The sequence below is a fragment of the Nonomuraea sp. MTCD27 genome (assembly GCF_041950495.1).
GTDB lineage: Bacteria > Actinomycetota > Actinomycetes > Streptosporangiales > Streptosporangiaceae > Nonomuraea.
The window spans coordinates 87,546-103,968 of the sequence record NZ_JBGNUW010000032.1 but is presented as its reverse complement, the minus strand read 5'-3'; the positions used below and the strand labels follow the sequence as shown (position 1 = coordinate 103,968).

The 16,423-nt window shown below is 69.7% G+C and carries 17 protein-coding genes and 1 pseudogene; 7 read left to right on the top strand and 11 right to left on the bottom strand.

Annotated elements, in window-relative coordinates; all coding sequences use genetic code 11:
- Positions 1-36: 36 nt before the first annotated feature.
- Together ACBJ59_RS55710 and ACBJ59_RS55705 are read right to left on the bottom strand one after the other, a co-directional pair.
- Positions 37-798 carry a class I SAM-dependent methyltransferase gene (locus ACBJ59_RS55710; protein WP_375118095.1) on the bottom strand — a complete coding sequence of 254 codons (762 nt, stop codon included), beginning with the start codon at positions 796-798 and terminating at the stop codon, positions 37-39.
- 113 nt (positions 799-911) lie between these two features.
- A pseudogene (locus tag ACBJ59_RS55705) lies at positions 912-1,904 on the bottom strand (RNA polymerase sigma factor); the annotation flags it as partial.
- Between the two features lie 111 nt (positions 1,905-2,015).
- Here ACBJ59_RS55705 and ACBJ59_RS55700 point away from each other — a divergent pair.
- A complete protein-coding gene (locus ACBJ59_RS55700; protein ID WP_375118094.1) occupies positions 2,016-2,768 on the top strand; it encodes a TetR/AcrR family transcriptional regulator in 753 nt (250 codons plus the stop codon).
- 23 nt (positions 2,769-2,791) lie between these two features.
- On the opposite strand, the gene ACBJ59_RS55695 is transcribed toward ACBJ59_RS55700, so the two are convergent.
- Genes ACBJ59_RS55695 through ACBJ59_RS55680 form a run of 4 tightly spaced genes read right to left on the bottom strand, consistent with a single transcriptional unit; the run spans position 2,792 to position 6,691 of the window.
- Positions 2,792-3,109: a hypothetical protein gene (locus ACBJ59_RS55695; protein WP_375118093.1), complete on the bottom strand. Its 318-nt coding sequence runs from the start codon at positions 3,107-3,109 to the stop codon at positions 2,792-2,794.
- A complete protein-coding gene (locus ACBJ59_RS55690; RefSeq protein ID WP_375118092.1) occupies positions 3,073-4,170 on the bottom strand; it encodes a winged helix DNA-binding domain-containing protein in 1,098 nt (365 codons plus the stop codon). The genes ACBJ59_RS55695 and ACBJ59_RS55690 overlap by 37 nt, the downstream gene beginning before the upstream one ends.
- Before the next feature lie 16 nt (positions 4,171-4,186).
- Complete coding sequence (locus ACBJ59_RS55685) at positions 4,187-5,617, bottom strand: wax ester/triacylglycerol synthase family O-acyltransferase (RefSeq protein ID WP_375118091.1); 1,431 nt, start codon at positions 5,615-5,617, stop codon at positions 4,187-4,189.
- A gap of 24 nt (positions 5,618-5,641) precedes the next feature.
- Complete coding sequence (locus tag ACBJ59_RS55680) at positions 5,642-6,691, bottom strand: winged helix DNA-binding domain-containing protein (protein ID WP_375118090.1); 1,050 nt, start codon at positions 6,689-6,691, stop codon at positions 5,642-5,644.
- 9 nt (positions 6,692-6,700) lie between these two features.
- On the opposite strand from ACBJ59_RS55680, the gene ACBJ59_RS55675 reads away from it, so the two are divergent.
- Complete coding sequence (locus tag ACBJ59_RS55675) at positions 6,701-7,879, top strand: cysteine desulfurase-like protein (protein ID WP_375118089.1); 1,179 nt, start codon at positions 6,701-6,703, stop codon at positions 7,877-7,879.
- Between the two features lie 151 nt (positions 7,880-8,030).
- Here the strand turns inward: ACBJ59_RS55675 and ACBJ59_RS55670 are convergent, their stop codons facing one another.
- Together ACBJ59_RS55670 and ACBJ59_RS55665 are read right to left on the bottom strand one after the other, a co-directional pair.
- Complete coding sequence (locus ACBJ59_RS55670; RefSeq protein WP_375118088.1) at positions 8,031-8,474, bottom strand: hypothetical protein; 444 nt, start codon at positions 8,472-8,474, stop codon at positions 8,031-8,033.
- Between the two features lie 794 nt (positions 8,475-9,268).
- Entirely contained in the window at positions 9,269-9,391 is a 123-nt protein-coding gene (locus tag ACBJ59_RS55665; RefSeq protein ID WP_375118087.1) for a hypothetical protein, read from the bottom strand.
- 412 nt (positions 9,392-9,803) lie between these two features.
- Between ACBJ59_RS55665 and ACBJ59_RS55660 the strand changes: the two genes are divergently transcribed.
- From ACBJ59_RS55660 to ACBJ59_RS55650, 3 genes are all read left to right on the top strand, one after another.
- A complete protein-coding gene (locus ACBJ59_RS55660) occupies positions 9,804-10,082 on the top strand; it encodes a hypothetical protein (RefSeq protein ID WP_375118086.1) in 279 nt (92 codons plus the stop codon).
- A gap of 266 nt (positions 10,083-10,348) precedes the next feature.
- Positions 10,349-10,768 (top strand): hypothetical protein, encoded by a 420-nt coding sequence (locus ACBJ59_RS55655; RefSeq protein WP_375118085.1) that lies wholly within the window; start codon positions 10,349-10,351, stop codon positions 10,766-10,768.
- Positions 10,769-10,952: 184 nt separating this feature from the next.
- A complete protein-coding gene (locus ACBJ59_RS55650) occupies positions 10,953-11,372 on the top strand; it encodes an integrase core domain-containing protein (RefSeq protein ID WP_375118084.1) in 420 nt (139 codons plus the stop codon).
- Positions 11,373-11,382: 10 nt separating this feature from the next.
- On the opposite strand, the gene ACBJ59_RS55645 is transcribed toward ACBJ59_RS55650, so the two are convergent.
- The gene (locus ACBJ59_RS55645; protein ID WP_375118083.1) at positions 11,383-11,661 is read right to left on the bottom strand and encodes a hypothetical protein; all 279 of its coding nucleotides are present in this window, start codon (positions 11,659-11,661) and stop codon (positions 11,383-11,385) included.
- Positions 11,662-12,221: 560 nt separating this feature from the next.
- Positions 12,222-12,473, bottom strand: coding sequence for a hypothetical protein (locus ACBJ59_RS55640; protein WP_375118082.1), 252 nt, complete (start codon positions 12,471-12,473; stop codon positions 12,222-12,224).
- Between the two features lie 270 nt (positions 12,474-12,743).
- Between ACBJ59_RS55640 and ACBJ59_RS55635 the strand changes: the two genes are divergently transcribed.
- Positions 12,744-13,280 carry an SMI1/KNR4 family protein gene (locus ACBJ59_RS55635; protein WP_375118081.1) on the top strand — a complete coding sequence of 179 codons (537 nt, stop codon included), beginning with the start codon at positions 12,744-12,746 and terminating at the stop codon, positions 13,278-13,280.
- A 517-nt stretch (positions 13,281-13,797) separates the two neighbouring features.
- Here the strand turns inward: ACBJ59_RS55635 and pta are convergent.
- Positions 13,798-15,858 (bottom strand): phosphate acetyltransferase, encoded by a 2,061-nt coding sequence (gene pta, locus ACBJ59_RS55630; protein ID WP_375118080.1) that lies wholly within the window; start codon positions 15,856-15,858, stop codon positions 13,798-13,800.
- A 105-nt stretch (positions 15,859-15,963) separates the two neighbouring features.
- On the opposite strand from pta, the gene ACBJ59_RS55625 reads away from it, so the two are divergent.
- Complete coding sequence (locus ACBJ59_RS55625) at positions 15,964-16,365, top strand: VOC family protein (RefSeq protein WP_375118079.1); 402 nt, start codon at positions 15,964-15,966, stop codon at positions 16,363-16,365.
- Positions 16,366-16,423: the final 58 nt, after the last annotated feature.

Below are 16,423 nucleotides of genomic sequence, written 5' to 3'. Positions count from 1 at the left end.
AGGGTCGGCCCCGCATCGTCCGCACCTGAGTATTCGCTACGACGATCTGGTGACGCGGATCTTCGACTGCTTGTGCGGCAGCCGCTCCCAGTCCTCCATGAACTCCGCCCGCAGCCCGTGCTTGCCGGCCAGCGCGATGAGGGTCTCGGTGCGGTAGTAGAAGTCCTCCCGCAGCACCTGGTGCTCCTTGCCCTCGGTGCGGTCGAAGGTGAAGTCGAACCAGCCGCCCGGCTTCATCACCCTGCCCACGTGGGCGAAGCACTCGTCGATCACCTCCAGCGGCGAGTGCGAGAAGACGCTGTGGGCGTGCACGACGTCGAAGTGCTCGTCGGGCAGGAAGGCGAACCGCAGGTCGCGTACGGGGGTCAGGTGCGGCAGCTTCTCCCCCAGCCCGTGCTGGACGAGCGTGTCCTGGGCGGCCATGAGGATGTCGGGCGAGATGTCGATGCCGTAGTAGTTGCCGGTGTGCAGGTAGTCGATGAACAGGTGGCCCGCCCGCAGGTTGCCGCACCCGATCTCCAGCATCCGGCATTCCGGCTTCAGGCCGTGCTCGACGAGGTAGTCGAACTGCATGCGGCCCAGCGCCAGCCACCGCCGGTGGTTGTGCGAGCCGACGGCTCCCTCGGGGTCGCGGGCGGTGTCGGACCTCATGACGGCCCGGTAATAGGAGACGTGGTCCCGCGTACGCAGCCTGAACCACGTGTCGCGGGCCAGCCGCCGCACGTGGGGAGGGATCTTGTGGGGATTCTTGATCGCGTACGTCACTTGGTGGACGAGGCTCGAACGAGAGCGTTTCACGCCTTGGAATCTAGGCCAGCCACATCGCCTCCCAAAGGGCTGTGGCGACAGTCTTGAGTTCCCGTTTGCGCAGCCTTTCAGTCCGCACCTCGTAACCAAGCGGCGGCGGGCGGTCAGCTCAGGTAGTCGCGCAGGGCCAGTGAGCGGGACGGATGGCGGAGCTTGGACATGGTCTTGGCCTCGATCTGGCGGATCCGCTCGCGGGTGACGCCGTAGACGCGCCCGATCTCGTCGAGCGTCATCGGCTTGCCGTCGGTCAGGCCGTAGCGCATGCTGATGACCCCGGCCTCGCGCTCGGAGAGCTGGTCGAGCAGGGCGTGCAGCTGCTGCTGGAGCAGCGTGAACGAGACCGCCTCGGCCGGGGAGACGGCCTCGGTGTCCTCGATCAGGTCGCCGAACTCGCTGTCGCCCTCCTCCCCCAGCGGCATGTGCAGGGAGATCGGCTCGCGGCCGTAGCCCTGGATCTCGGCGACCCGCTCCACTTCGAGCTCGCACTCCTTGGCGATCTCTTCGGGGGTGGGCTCGCGCCCGAGGTCGCTCTGCAGGCGGCGCTGCATCCGCGCGACCTTGTTGATCAGCTCCACCATGTGCACCGGGATGCGGATCGTCCGGGCCTGGTCGGCCATGGCCCTGGTGATGGCCTGCTTGATCCACCAGGTGGCGTAGGTGGAGAACTTGTAGCCGAGCCGGTAGTCGAACTTCTCGATCGTCCGGATCAGGCCCATGTTGCCCTCCTGGATGAGGTCCAGGAAGAGCATGCCGCGCCCGGTGTAACGCTTGGCGATGGAGACCACCAGCCGCAGGTTGGCCTCCAGCATGCGGCGCTTGGCGCGCTCGCCGTCCTCGGCGATCCACTCCAGCTCGGTGCGCAGCCCGGCGGGCAGTCCCGGCTCGGTGTCGAGGCGCTCTCTGGCGAACAGCCCGGCCTCGATGCGCTTGGCCAGCTCGATCTCCTGCTCGGCGGTGAGCAGCGGCACGCGGCCGATCTCCTTGAGATAGGTCTTGACCGAATCGGCGCCGACGGCCGTGCCACCGTCGGCAACGTTGTCGTCCAGTTCGAGAACCTCTGCTGCTTGGGACAAAACACACTCCTCGCTCGCTTTGGGGGCGGTTGGACGGCGGGCCTAAACTTAGGTCGCGCCTAACTTTAGGTTCCCTCCAGTGGAGAGTCAACCTAAAATAAGGTCGAACCTAAAAATTTGTGGAAGACTGCGGCTATGAGCATCGACACCTTGGGCTTGAGGGAACAGAAGAAGCGAGAGACCAGGCAGGCCATCTCTGACCACGCTACCCAACTGTTCCTGGAACGTGGCTTCGACCGGACGACGATCGCCGACATCGCCGCCGCCGCCCGGGTGGCCAAGATGACCGTGACCAACTATTTCCCCCGCAAGGAGGACCTGGCCCTCGACCACCACGAGGAGTTCGTGGCGGGCCTGGCGCAGGCGGTGGCGCGGCGCCCGGCCGGGGAGTCGGCGCTGGGGGCGGTGCGGCGCGAGTATCTCGCGGCGCTGGAGCGGCGCGATCCGGTCATCGGCTTCACCGGGCCGGTCTTCGCCCGGATGATCGCCGACAGCCCGACCCTGGTCGCCCGCCTGCGCGACCTGCACGACCAGCGCGAGGAGGCCCTCGCCCGGCAGCTCGCGACGGAGACGCCCGGCGACCCCCTGACAGCGCGGGCCGTGGCCGCGCAACTCGCCGCGGCCGACCGGCTGCTCTTCCGCGACCTGCAGTCCCGCATGCTGGCGGGCACCGCGGGTGACGCAGGTGACCCCGGGCACGCGGGTGACACGAGCAACCCGGGCCATGCGGGCGATGGGAGTGACCTGGGCGACGACGCGCATGGCGACGGGCAGGACGACGACGCGCGGGACGACGGGACCGCCGCCGCGCTCGCCGAGGTCGCGCGGCGGGTCTTCGGCCTGCTGGAGCCGGCCGTCGGCGCGTACGCCGTCCGCGCCGACCGCTGAGCGCCCGCGCCCGGCCCGCGCGGTCAGCGGGTCAGGCCTTCCACGTAGGTGGCCGCCTCCGTCAGCAGCCCCCGCCACACCTCCTCGTCCGGCACCCGCAGCCCCACCCACTCCCGCATCCGCCGGCTCCCCATCTGCACCACCTCGGCCGTGCCGTCCGCCACCAGGCCGCCCGCCCGCGCCGCGGGAAGCTTGACGATCACCCGATCCCGGGCGAAGAAGGCGTAGACCTTCCCGTTGACCCGCAGGCCTGCGGCGTGCAACATGCGCCCCATGCTCACCTCGGGCCTGGCGAGATGCTCCATCACGAGGTCGTCATAGAGCTCCTGGGCGGTGACCATGCGATCTCCCTTTCCTGGACGCCGGCGAAGGCCATCAGGCGCGCCCCCTCGGTGGCCAGCTCCGCCATCACCGCGTCGGGCAGCGGGTGGAAGGGCTCGACCGTCAGCACGCCGTCCTTAAGGTCCCACATGCCACCGACAGTTCCGTCGACCAGGAAGGTGGGGTAGACGGCCGCGCCCACGCACACCGCCTTGCGCTGCTCGGCGGTCATCATGCGGGTGCGGTCGGCGAAGGCGACGACGAGGTTGTCGAACCAGGGCAGGAAGCGTACGGGGGCGGGCACGTCCTCGGCGGCGAGCGGGGCGTCCGGCAGGTCGTAGAGGACACGACCCTCGCTGTCCTGATATTTCCGGAGAGATGGCATCGCCTCCATGACCGCGCGCAGCCGGGTCAGGCCCGACCACATCTGCACGTCCATCACGCTCGCCGGCCCGAACGCCGCCAGATAGCGCGCCACCAGCCGCTCGATCGGGGGCGAGCACTCCATCGGCCGCCCCAGCCACTCCTCCGCCAGCGTGAACGGCGTCGCCCCGCCCCGCCCCCAGAGCCCGTTCGGCGGCGTGTGCACGATCGGCAGCAGCGCCTGCGCCGAGAAGCCCAGCGCCGTCGGATCGGCCTGCGGCCACCGCTCCAGCAGCAGGTCGCGCAGTTGCGGGCGGGTCAGCGTGCGGCCGGTCAGGTGCCCGCGCGCCAGGGTCACCAGCTCCCCGACGTCCACGCCGCGCGTCACCCGCCCGAACGCCGCCTGCCGCGTCCGGTTGAGGATCACCTGCATCAGCGGCCGGACCCACACGTAGTCGTCGGCCAGCGCCAGGTGCTGGGTCCCGCGCAGCAGCGAGCCCCGCACGACCTGCTTGCCGTGCAGCAGCGCGGCCAGGTCGTCCTGGGTGAAGGAGGCCAGGCGGGTCCACAGGCCGATGTACGGGGCGTCGACCTCCTGGCCCTGCACCGCCACCAGACGTTCGATGGCCTGGGCGGCCGTCAGGGGCGCGCGGCTCAGCAGGAGCTGGCGTTCCAGGGTCGTGCGGTTCAGCGCCCGGAGGCTCAACGTCTGGGTCATGCGCCCAGCGTAGGGATCAATGCGGCAAGTTCCCTTCCGCATTGCGCAGCTCGTCGAGGGCCGCGCGCAGGTCCCCGGCCAGCTCCCACGCGTCCGGCACCATCTCCCTGTCGGTCACGACGCCGATGTCCAGGGAGCCGTCGTAGGAGAAGGCCGTGATGTTCACGCCGCCGCTGACGTCGGTGATCACCGAGACGGGGTAGTGGGTGAGCAGCCGCGCGCCGCACACGTACAGGGGGAACTGGGGGCCCGGCACGTTCGAGACGATCACGTTGATCGGCGGCGCGGCCTGCCCGACCAGCCCGAACGCCGAGCGCGAGGCCAGCCCCATGAGCGCGGCCGGCATCGACTCGCTGAACTCGCGCAGCCACCGCGCGGGCGCCAGCGAGAAGCGGTCCTTGATCCGGTGCATGGCGTGCCGCACGTGGTGCAGGCGCGAGACGGGGTCGGCGACGTGCACGGCCAGCGGCGCCGTCATGATCGCCACCTGGTTGCCGGGCCCCTCGACCCCGGCGGCCCGCAGCGAGAACGGCACCCCCGCCACCAGCGGCTGGCGCGGCACGCCCCCGTGCGCGGCCAGCCACCTGCGCAGCGCGCCCGCGCACACGGCCATCACGACGTCGTTCACGGTGACCCCGAACGCCTTGCGCACCTGCTTGATCTCCTCCAGCGGCAGCGACACGAACGCGAAGCGGCGGTGTCCCGACAGGGGGCCGCTGAACGGCGTCCTGGGGGCGGGCAGCGGCGGCAGGTCCGGGGCCCGGCCGCTGCCGGCCAGGCGGCGGGCCAGCCCGGAGACGAGGTTGGCGCCCGGGATCGAGGAGACGACGGGGATCTCGTCCAGGTGCGGGATGGCGCGGGCGGCGAACCGTACGGCGTAGGCGGGGTTGGTCGCCAGCCTGGCCAGGCCGCGCGCCAGCATGCCGGCCGGCCCGGGCGGCGGCGAGTCGCGCTCCGGCGCGTCCGCCGGCGCCGGCGCGGGCTCGGGGCTGGTGTCGAGCAGCGCGGCCAGCACGTCGGCGCCGCCGATCCCGTCCACGGCCGCGTGATGGATCTTCGTGTAGAGCCCCATGCGGCCGTCGGACAGCCCGTGGATCAGGTAGATCTCCCACAGCGGGCGGCCGCGGTCGAGCCGGCGGGAGTGCAGGCGCGAGACCTGGTCGGCGAGCTGCCGGTCGTCGCCGGGCGGGGGCAGGCCGATCTCGCGTACGTGGTAGTCGAGGTCGAGGTCGTCCTCCTGCATCCAGTACGGGTGGTCCAGCCCCAGCGGCACCGTGGCCAGCTTGCGCCGCAGGGCGGGCACGTACGGGAGCCGCCGTTCGAGCAGGGCCTGAAGGTCGGCGCGGTTCAGGTCGCCGTCGAGCACGGCCAGGCCGGCGATGTTGGCGATGTTGGTGGCGGTCTCGAAATGGAGGAACTGCGCGTCCAGGGCGGTCAACTGCGGCATCGTCCCACCTCCGCCCCGAACAAATCAGACTGTGTCCGCCACTTCAAGGGAAAGGGTGACAGCATCCGGTTCGGCGAAGGCCAGCAGCCGCGTCCCCTCCTCCTCCAGGACACCGAGGTCGGCGCCGGCGAAGGGGCTGACCAGCAGCCTGGCCTTCTTCCCCGAGCGCTTGATCTGCCACGTCCCGGCCGCGAACCCGTCCACCAGGTACACCGCCCTCACCCGCAGGTTCTTGGTGGCCACCCGGCCCTTGTACTCCTCGGCCAGCACCCGGGTGCGGTCGGCGTGGCCGAGGATCAGGGTGTCGAAGTCGGGCAGGAATCGTACGGGCGCGGGCACGTCGCCGCCCGGCCTGGGCGCGCCGGGCAGGTCGAACAGCTGCCGGCCCGCGAAGTCGGCGACCCGCTCCAGGTCCATGCCCTCCATGACCTTCCTGAGCCCGCCCAGCCCCGACCAGGTCTGCACGTCGGCGGGGGTGGCGGGGCCGAACGCGGCCAGGTACCGCTCGATCAGCGCCTCCGGGCCGGCGGGTGCCGGCTCGATGCCGGGCAGGCCGAACGACGGCTCGCGCGGGAAGCTCCACCGGTCCTCGGTCGGCTCCATGACCAGCGGGGTGAGCATGCGTACCGCGTAGCCGAGCGCGCGGTCGTACGCGTCGGGGAACTCCGCCAGCAGCCGCGGCCGCAGCTCGTTGAACGTCATGGGCCCCGCCGCCAGCAGCCGGTCGGCGGCGGCCACGACCGCGTCGAAGTCGACCTCCGGGAAGCGGCGCGCGGCGGCGGCCAGCACGGGCCGCACCACCGGCCGGAACGCGGCGAAGTCGGCGGCCGTCACCAGGTGCAGCGTGGCCCGCCACATGGTGGCCCGTACCAGCGTGCGCGCGTGCAGCGCCGCGTGCAGGTCGGCGCGCTCGAACCCCGCCAGCCGGCTCCAGATCCCCAGGTACGGGGGCCGCGGCTCCTGCGCCTGCAGCCCGCCCAGCCGGTGCACGACGTCGGCCACGTCGCCCTCGTGGCGGGAGAGCAGATGCTGGCGGGCCAGCGTGGCACGGTTGAGGTCGCGCAAGGTGAGCATCTACCTATCATGCCTTTCCCCATTAAAGAGGTACGCGCCACGTACCCCGCGCTCTCCGACGGTTACGCCTACCTCGACGGCGCCGCCGGCACCCAGGTGCCCCGGCCCGTGATCGACGCCATCGCCACCGCCTACCGGACGGGGATCGGCAACGTCGGCGGCGCCTTCCCCGCCAGCCATCGCTCCGACGCCATCGTGGCCGCCTGCCGCGCCGCCGTCGCCGACCTGGTCGGCGGCCATCCGGACGGCGTGCTCCTCGGCCCGAACATGACCACCCTCACCTACCGCCTGGCCAGGGCCATCGCGGGGCCGGGCGACGAGGTGGTGGTCTCCCGGCTGGACCACGACGCCAACGTCCGTCCCTGGACCCAGACCGGCGCCACCGTACGCTGGGCCGAGGTGGACCCGGTCACCGGGGAGCTGCCGGTCGAGCAGTACGCCGGCCTGATCAACGAGCGCACCAGGGTGGTCGCGGTCACGGCGGCCAGCAACATCCTCGGCACCCGCCCCGACGTGCCCGCCATCGCCGCGCTGGCGCACCAGGCCGGGGCACTGGTGTACGTGGACGGCGTGCACGCCACTCCGCACGGCCCGGTGGACATGCGCGCGCTGGGCGCCGACTTCTACGCCACCAGCGCGTACAAGTGGTCGGGCCCGCACATCGGCGCGGTCGTCGCCGATCCCGCGCTGCTGGAGACGATCAGGCCGGACAAGCTGGCCTCCTCACCGGACACGGTGCCGGAGCGGTTCGAGATGGGAACGGCCGCGTTCGCCGACCTCGACGGGGTGACGGCGGCCGTGGATCATCTGGCCGCCATGGTGCCGGGCACGGGCAACCGCCGCGACCGCCTGCTGACCTCGATGACCGCCGCCGAGGAGCACGAGCTGTCGCTGTTCGCGGTGCTGGTCGCGGGGCTGGAGACGATGCCGCACGTCACGTTGTACGGGAAGCCGGCCAGGCGCACGGCCACCGCCTACTTCAACGTCGCCGGTCGTACCCCGCGCCAGGTCGCCGAGCACCTGGCCAAGCTGGGGGTGAACGTCTGGAACGGCCACAACTACGCCTGGGAGCTGACCGGCGTGCTCGGCCTGCGCGACACGGGCGGGGCGGTCCGCGCGGGCCTGGTCCACTACAACGACCGCTCCGACGTGGACCGGCTCCTCGACGGGGTGGCCCGCCTGGCCTGAGCCGGCGCCGCCCAGTGCTCGATGCCGGCTGAGCCGTGCCGAGCACTGGGCCGCGTCACCGGCGGCCCCGATCTCCTTCGTGTCCCGGCTCGACGGGCGAGCCGGGACACGAACGCGGTGCCGCCGCGGGCGGGTTCACCGGGACGAGGGATCAGTCCAGCCCGTCCGGCCACCACCAGTTACCGTCGTCGCGCTTCTCCGGCTCGATCTTGTCGATCTTGTCTTCCTTGTCGTCCTTCACCGGCTCGGGCTTGACGACGTCACGCCTGACTTCCTCGTGGCGCCGGTCGAAGCGGTGGTGCTGCCTGTTGCGGGACCGGTTGTCGTTGTCGATGATGACGTCGATGTTCGGAGGACGCCACCGCGGGTGGTGCAGGATCGGCTTCTCCCTCGGGACGTACCTAGGCTTCGAGACGTGCTTGACCGGCTCGGCCGGCGGACCCCCGGCCTGGACAGAGGGGAAGCCCGCGCTCGCGTTGGCCACCCCCATGCCCAGGGGAAGGGCCATGACGCCGGCGGCGATCGCGCCGGTCAGAGCCAGTGCCGCGAGCCGCCCATGGCGCGGCGCCCACGACTGCCGAATCTTGGTGTTCATTTGCTCTCGTTTCCGTTCATGGATACATCGGCCAGACTCCGGCACCCACGCTTCTGGCGGGCACCCAGACGGAAGCAGACGTACCCATACAGATATTCTCAGTTACCTCCTTAAACCCAAACAACCCGTCAAAACCCACAGATCCCATCAATAGCAGGGTTCTCTGCGATCACCCACGTCACAGAGCTGGAACCCCCACCGGTAGATCGTTCTTGGGCTCGGGCGCCCCATGCGATCGGGCCGATTACCTTTCCCTGGTGCCGGCGCCGCATTTCCCCCAAAAAGTCGTACGAAATGTTCTGTTCGTCGTATTAGGGGTTGTTTCGTGCGGCCGATTATGCGCGCGAGCCGCGTTCCGCCCGGAGTTCGGGGCTTGACGATCTTCCCTGAGGAGGGATCCGTGGCGGGATCCGCCCGGCCGACGTCCGGCATGCCAGGGAGACCGTGGCCGAGCCGGCCAGGCCGGCGCACGAGCCGATGCTCGGGGCGAAGGTCGAGCCGCGCCAGGGTTCGCGATGGCGCGGCGGAGGCTCGCGATGCGGCGGCGGAGGCCGTGCCGGACGTCCAGTGGCGGCTCATCAGGTCCCAGGCCGGCGTCGCCACCACCGGGAGCCCCCTGGTCAGCACCGTTCACCACGCCTGACGGCCCGCACCTCGGCCCCCGAAGGCGCGAGCGGGCGTTCGACGCTCGCGCCACCCGAAGGCTCCCCTTCAGGGAACAAGATCCATTGCCGGGGGCGTCCGCACCTTGAGGGGGAACCTCAGACTCCCAGCAGCCATCAGTCTTCCCGCCACTACCGCGCCTGGTAATTCACGCGCCCTTTCCAACGGGCGGCGTCGGCCTGTGCCTTGACTACTGTCGTCATGTTGATCAGATAGCCCTGGAGCGCGAACGCTCTCGCCTGCGTTTCGGCCATTTTCAGCGCAGTGATCCTTGATGAAACCGTCGCTGAATACCAATCGCAGGGAGTGGCACAGGCCAGAGCCGCCTGAGCCGAAACGGCCCGATTCGCGGTTGTGGCCGACACGGGCGAGGCGGTGACAGCCCAGGACGTCGACCGGCCATTCTCAGGACATTGGAAAGCACAGCCCCTGACCTGCATCAAGGGCATCGTCGGCCAGACCGCGCTACGCGGCCGGTCGGCCGAGTACATCGGACTCCAGTCACGAGCGAAGAGCTGACTCTCCTGGGTGATGTCGCGCCGGAGCCGACCAGACCTATCGTCAACGGCAGGTCTCCGCCGGGGCTCCGTCGCTGGTGAGGAATGCACATCTCCTGGTGACAGACCGCATCTAGGCCGGCCCGCGCCGCGCTTCTACGGTCAGACCATGACTCTCCGACGCTTCGCCGCCGCGGCCGGCGCCGCGCTCCTGGCCGTCTCGCTCGCCGCCGCTCCCGCCCGGGCGGAAGGCTTCCATGAATGCTTCTCCGGCACCCGCACCCCGGACGGCGAGTACTACGAGCTGTCCGGGTGGGGCTGCGCTGGAGGCGGCTATCACCAGGTGACCGTCGTCGTCATGGTCGGCGACGCCGCGGGCACCTACTCCTGCACCAGCGTCTTCTCCTGGCACGGGGACCTGTCTGGGGACCGGTGCCGGCTGACGTAGATCTTCGTGTTGTACGGCTACGCTCGCCCATCCGCTCTGAGGCCGTCGCCGGCACCCGGTGGCACACTGTCGTCGGCCACTTGGGCGGCCGTGACGGCGACGGTGGTGACGATGTCGGCCAGTACTGATCATTCCGGGTGGCTTGCGTGGCGGCAGACCGGACAGCATGATCCCAGTGCTTTCTCGATACCCTCCCTGTCAAATGGACAGAGGTAGCAAACAGGCATGAAACTCTGTGCTGAGGGTGGGGAAGGAGACATCCCTTCGTGGGAGCAAGCAAGCCGGATCCGGAGGTTCCCGATCCTCAGGTGCGCGAGCGTGGGCGTCCGCGTTCCTGCTCCGCCGCCTACAAGGTCCGGATTCTGGAGGAGTACGACCGCCTGGACAAGGCGGGTAGGGGCGCGTTGCTGCGGCGGGAGGGCCTGTACTCGTCGCTGATCTCGAGCTGGCGTACCGCGCGGGATCAAGGGCGTGGAGCAGGCGCCGGCCCGCCCGGTCGGCCGGTCGGCCGGCCGAAGGCCGACCCGCGCGACAAGCGGATCGAGGCACTACAGGCGGAGGTCGAGCGGCTACGCGCCGAGCTCGGCCAGACCCGCCAGGTGATCGAGGTGCAGGGAAAGCTCTCCGCGCTGCTGGATCAGCTCGCCACCAGCAGTGAGACGCCACCGGGCCCGGGTGAGCAGTGACCGAGGCCTTCCAGGCCTAGGCCGAGGCGATCGAGGAACTCCTCCCACTCCTGGGCCGGCGCAACGCCTGCACAGCGGCCGGAGTGTCGCAGGCCACCTGGTACCGCCACCACCGCCAGAGCCCGGCCCCGCTGCGGCCGGCCCGGCCGCGCAAGCCGCACCCCGCCGCGTTGTCGCAGACCGAATGCGACCAGATCCGCGCGCTGCTGAACGAACGCATCGAAGCAGCTTCAAGACGCTGAAGTACTGTCCCACCTTCCCCGCCCGGTTCGGCTCGATCGAGCACGCCCGCGCCTTCTGCCAGGAGTTCTACACCTGGTACAACCGGGATCACTTCCACTCCGGAATCGGCTACCACCACCCCATCGACGTGCACTACGGCCACGCCGCCACCATCCGCGACCGGCGCGTCGCCGTCCTGGCCACCGCCCACGCCACGCACCCCGAACGGTTCGCCAGCGGCGGCCTGCCCACCCCACCCGACCTACCCGGCCCCGCCTGGATCAACAAGCCCAAGACCAACGAACCGAAGGACGCCACAGAATTAGCCCAGCTCAACTGCCTTGATCAAATTGACAGGCTCCGAGACGAAGCGCACGCGTAAGCGCCCAGGATCACGTGTCGCTGTCGCATCCCTTGAGCTTCACCACGTAACGCGCCAACTCTTCTGTCGTGACGCTCTCCTCTCCCATGGGAGGCGGCCCTTCCATCACCTTCACGTCCATGTAGGGAGAGAACGTCGGCGTGATCTCAGGGGCGGGCTTCTGGACCGTCACTGGCGCATGCTCGGCGATCCAAGCGTCAACCAGCTTCTCGCGCGACGACGACGAGAACAGGCAGGACACCCCGGCCGGCGTTGCTGCCGGGATCGTCGGGACCGCGGCGAGACCCATGCCGATCAGGATTGCGATACGCCACCCCACTGCCGCCTCCCGATCGCTTCGTTTAGCGACCTAGCGTGCCGTACCTAGATCACAGACAGAACAAGAAGGGCCGAGCCACCCCGAAGGGTGATGCGCTTGTCGAGTCCGCCCACCACCGCGGAGCCGTTGGAGTAGGCGGTGGTCTCCCTGCTAGCTGCCGCCATACCAGGCGACATGGCCTGCGGCGATACTCTCGGCGGCGACCTTCTTCCGCCAAGTAACCAGGCCAGTGCTGCCGAGTGAGCACGAGGGTCGTGCGGACGATGACGCCGCTGGCGCCCCGGGTTGGCGAGCATCATCGCGTGCAGCTTCTCCAGCGCCGCACGACTTGCTGGTGCCGGCCGGGCCGGAGAGCAGAACCTCGGGGGCGCGCCAGGCGAACACCTCCGCCGCGGCACCACACGGGCGGTAGGCGTGACGCAAGGTGAGGGTCATAACTCGAGGGTTACGACGCAAGTTCCTGGTTCATCTGCTCACGAAGGACATGAACAGGCGGCTTGTAGTTTCCTGCGCGCGTCGCTGCGTTCGTCTCAGAGGTCCGACTTGGCACCGGGATTATCCTCGATGAACTCGCGGAGTCGAATGTGGGCGCCGATCACGGCCCGTTTGCGCTCTACCCAGCTGGCCAAGCGATCCCGCACTGCCAATGTCCCATAGATGCCGACCTTGGCGCTTATGGCGAGCTCTTCCTGCCGTAGTGCGGTGAGTATCTCCCTCTCCTCTTCTGGATCCATGAGCGACTGGCTGATCATCATGAGGGTTTCGGTGTTGCCGATGACCATCGCGAGCGCATCTGCGTAGGCATCCTCGCGTCGCGCTTCGCGGTCTTTGGCAAGGGCGTGAGCGGTATTCTCCCGCGCGACTCGCTCAGCATGCTTGCGTCCTTGGTGGCCGGCGTACCAGGTGAAGAAGATGCCTAAGGCGCCCGTCGCGCCACCGGCAAACGCCTCACGGTACGCAGGCCACCGGCTCCAGCGGACAGGTTGCCTGCCGCCTTCCTATGGCGGCCTGCGGAGGCGTGGGATTCCTGTCGCTACCACTAATGTCGGGCCGTGGCATACAAATTCGCGCCCCTGGACCACCTCGTCGCCCTGGTTCCTCCGCCGTCGTCGCCGCGCTTCGGTACTCGTGCATGGGGCGACCTCTTCGCCGACATCGGGATCCGGCTCCCAGACGACTATGTCGCCTTCATCGAAGGCTATGGCAGCTGTCAGTTCGCTCGCTGGCTCGGCATCGGTGACATGCGCCTTCTCAGCGAGGAGGATCGTGCCCGATTGCCTCAAGAGATGGACTACTACCGAGAGTGTCGAGATGACGCCCCCGAAGAGTATTCCCTTGCCATGTGGCCTGAGCCCGGCGGGTTCTTCTCGTGGGGTAGCACGATCGACGGCGACTCGGTCGGTTGGTTGACCTTAGGTGAACCTGAAGAATGGCCGGTGATCGTCGTTCCGCACGACTCCGATCAGGAGCCGCCCATCGCGGAGACCATGACGGAGTGGCTGGTTGGGTGGGCTTCCGGCAACCGATATGACAGCAGTGGATTCATGGAAGGCACCGAAGGCCACCCGCTGGTGTGTGAAAGGTGGTGAGGGCCTGTCTCGTCGCGCGGGCGAGTGGGCGGCCCTTCTCAGCACGGCCGTTCGTGCCGGACCACCTGTTGGGGTAAGGCCGTCACCTGCCCATCGTGTCGGGGCCGCTGGATGAGGGATTTTTGGATACCGCACCCCAAATGCACCAGGCGCCCCCGCCACCTCTGCGGAACCGAGATCGAGCCGCTACTCAGTGGGCGTTTGATCCCGGCAATTCTGTTTGGTCCCGCACCTGATTTGGGTGAAAGCTCTCATCCGAGACGGCGGCGCCGGGCGACATGGCCAAGCGGTTCCCGGTACAGCCGAGCAATCATGTGATCGGTGTGTGCCTGCCGTACGGACATCGTGCGGGTGCGTGTGTGAGCACGCTCTCGCAGGCACGGTGCACTCTGATGTGTCGAGCCGGGGCTGTCGTAGGCGGCCCATGTCGGCCGCCTCCATCAGGACGCTGGACTAGAAAACACACTGTGGACGCGGACGAGAAGATCATTCCGCGTGGATTTCGCAACCGCGGCACTCAGAGGCCGTCGCCGGCACCCGGTGGCACACTGTCGTCGGCCACTTGGGCGGCCGTGACGGCGACGGTGGTGACGATGTCGGCCACGGTGGCGCCGCGGGACAGGTCGTTGACCGGCTTACGCAGGCCCTGCAGCACCGGCCCCACCGCGACGGCGCCGGCGCTGCGCTGGACGGCCTTGTACAGGTTGTTGCCGGTGTTGAGGTCGGGCACCACGAAGACCGTGGCGCGGCCGGCCACCTGGCTGCCGGGCATCTTGGCCAGCGCCACCGTGGGATCCACCGCGGCGTCGTACTGGATCGGCCCCTCCACCTGGAGGTCGGGACGGCGCTCGCGGACGAGCGCGGTGGCGGTGCGGACCTTGTCGACGTCGGCGCCGGCTCCCGAGGCGCCCGTCGAGTACGACAGCATGGCGATCCTGGGATCGACGCCGAACAGCGCCGCGGTGCGCGCCGAGGCGATCGCGATGCCGGCCAGCTGCTCGGCGGTCGGGTCCGGATTGACCGCGCAGTCGCCGTAGACGAGCACCCGATCGGCCAGGCACATGAAGAACACGCTGGAGACCAGGCCCAGGCGCAGGATCTCGAACGCCGGCCTGATCGTGTGCGCGGTGGTGTGCGCCGCTCCGGACACCATGCCGTCCGCCATGCCGGTGTGCACCATCAGCGTGCCGAAGTAGGAGACGTCGGTGACGGTGTCGCGGGCCAGCTCGACGGTCATCCCCCGGTGCGCCCGGACCTCGGCGTACTCGCGGGCGAACCGCTCGCGCAGCTCCGCGTCGAACGGGCTGAGCACCCTGGCCGCGTCCAGGTCCAGGCCGAGCTGGGCGGCCTGGACCCGGATCCGCTCCTCGTCGCCGAGCAGGGTGAGCTCGGCCACGCCCCGCCGCAGCAGGACGTCGGCCGCGCGCAGGATGCGCGGCTCCTCGCCCTCGGGCAGCACGATGTGCCGGCGCGGTGTGCGGGCGCGGTCCAGCAGCTCGTACTCGAACATCAGCGGCGTGACGACGTCGGTCTTGGCGATCGCCAGCCGCTCCAGCAGCAGCCCGCCGTCCACGTGCTCGGCGAACAACCGCAACGCCGTGTCGATCTTGCCCTCGGCCTCGGGCGTGAACCGGCCCTCCACCGCCGACAGGCGGGTCGCGGTGTCGAACGTGTCGTGCTCGGTGGCGATCACCGGCAGCGGGATCGTCATGCCGCGCAGCAGCCGGTCCACCGGGTCCCGCAGATCCGTGCCGCCGGTCAGCACCACCGCCGACAGGGCGGGGAAGCTCGGCGAGGCGTGCGCCGCGATCAGCCCGGGCAGCAGCGCGGCGGCCCGATCGGACGGGATGATGACCGCGGCGCCCTCGGTGTAGCGCTCCAGGATGCTGGGCAGCGACATCGCCCCCACCATCAGCGCGCTCGCCTCGCGGCCGAGCCCGTCCCGCTGGCCCAGGAAGAATCTGCCGTCACACGCGTTGAGCAGGTCGGCGACGGTCGGCGCGCGCAGCGAGGGGGCCTCCGGCAGCACGAACAGCGGCGTGTCGTGCGCGATCGTGAGCGACCCGGCATTCGCCCGGGTGACCACGACCGCGAGCTCGTGGGCATGATGCTGCGCCAGCTCCCTGGACGACAGCTCGACCGCCGCGGAGATCTCCGTGGCGGTCCTGCCCCTCCCGTTCACCACGTTGATCACCGGGGTGCCCAGGTCCGCGGCCAGCCTGGCGTTGAACCCGAACTCCGTCGGCGCCCCCACGTCGGTGTAGTCGGTGCCGACCACCACCACCGCGTCGCACCTGCGGGCCAGGGCCCGGTAGCGGGCCACGACGTCCCCGGCCGCACGCTCGACGTCGGCGTGCACCTCGTCGTAGGTGACGCCCGCGCACGCCTCGTAGGGCAGGGCGAGCTGGAACCTGCTCCGGATGGTGTTGATCAGGGCGTCCTCGCGGCCCTCCCGTACCACCGGCCGGAACACCCCCACGGCCTCCACCTGCCGGGACAGCAATTCCACCAGGCCCAGGGCGACGGTTCCCTTGTTGCTAGCCGCCTCGCCCGCCGCGACGTACACCGCACGTGTCATGTACCTCATTGTCGTCGCCCCCGGCGCACTCTTGATCGCCGGGGCGGCCGGGAGGCGGCTCGGCCCCGCTTGACCGGCCCTCCCGGGACACGTGACGGTGAGATCATGCGATCAACGCCTCTGTTCCAGAAGATCGACGCGGTCATCGTCCCCGTTCCGGACCTCGACAGCGGGCTGCGTTTCTACCAGCACCGTCTCGGTCACGAGCTGCTGTGGCGAAATGATCAGCTCGGTCAGGCGGGGCTCGGCCTGCCGGACAGCGATGCGGAGATCGTCCTGGACACCCGGCTCAACCTGGCGCCGACGTGGCTGGTCCGGTCGGCCGACGAGGCCGCCTCCGAGATCGTGGCCGCGGGCGGCCGGGTGGTCGCCGATCCGTCCGACATCCCGGTGGGCCGGGTCGCGATCGTGGCCGACCCCTTCGGCAATGAGCTCGTTCTGGTCGATCTGTCGAAAGGGCGGTACGTGACCGACCCGTCGGGGACCGTCATCGGCATCGCCGAGTGATTGCGGCTTCGCCGCCGGCCACGGTACGGGAGCGCGGCATCCAGCCGGTCCGCCGCGT

Bases quoted from the DNA above. Each gene is read 5' to 3' on its own strand.
- ACBJ59_RS55665 (WP_375118087.1), bottom strand. From the start codon at position 9,391: ATGGCCGAAACGCAGGCGAGAGCGTTCGCGCTCCAGGGCTATCTGATC.
- ACBJ59_RS55675 (WP_375118089.1), top strand. From the start codon at position 6,701: ATGCCTTTCCCCATTAAAGAGGTACGCGCCACGTACCCCGCGCTCTCC.
- ACBJ59_RS55685 (WP_375118091.1), bottom strand. From the start codon at position 5,617: ATGCCGCAGTTGACCGCCCTGGACGCGCAGTTCCTCCATTTCGAGACC.
- ACBJ59_RS55670 (WP_375118088.1), bottom strand. From the start codon at position 8,474: ATGAACACCAAGATTCGGCAGTCGTGGGCGCCGCGCCATGGGCGGCTC.
- ACBJ59_RS55625 (WP_375118079.1), top strand. From the start codon at position 15,964: ATGCGATCAACGCCTCTGTTCCAGAAGATCGACGCGGTCATCGTCCCC.
- ACBJ59_RS55645 (WP_375118083.1), bottom strand. From the start codon at position 11,661: ATGGGTCTCGCCGCGGTCCCGACGATCCCGGCAGCAACGCCGGCCGGG.
- ACBJ59_RS55695 (WP_375118093.1), bottom strand. From the start codon at position 3,109: ATGGTCACCGCCCAGGAGCTCTATGACGACCTCGTGATGGAGCATCTC.
- ACBJ59_RS55660 (WP_375118086.1), top strand. From the start codon at position 9,804: ATGACTCTCCGACGCTTCGCCGCCGCGGCCGGCGCCGCGCTCCTGGCC.
- ACBJ59_RS55690 (WP_375118092.1), bottom strand. From the start codon at position 4,170: ATGACCCAGACGTTGAGCCTCCGGGCGCTGAACCGCACGACCCTGGAA.
- ACBJ59_RS55650 (WP_375118084.1), top strand. From the start codon at position 10,953: ATGCGACCAGATCCGCGCGCTGCTGAACGAACGCATCGAAGCAGCTTC.
- ACBJ59_RS55640 (WP_375118082.1), bottom strand. From the start codon at position 12,473: ATGGTCATCGGCAACACCGAAACCCTCATGATGATCAGCCAGTCGCTC.
- ACBJ59_RS55700 (WP_375118094.1), top strand. From the start codon at position 2,016: ATGAGCATCGACACCTTGGGCTTGAGGGAACAGAAGAAGCGAGAGACC.
- ACBJ59_RS55680 (WP_375118090.1), bottom strand. From the start codon at position 6,691: ATGCTCACCTTGCGCGACCTCAACCGTGCCACGCTGGCCCGCCAGCAT.
- pta (WP_375118080.1), bottom strand. From the start codon at position 15,858: ATGACACGTGCGGTGTACGTCGCGGCGGGCGAGGCGGCTAGCAACAAG.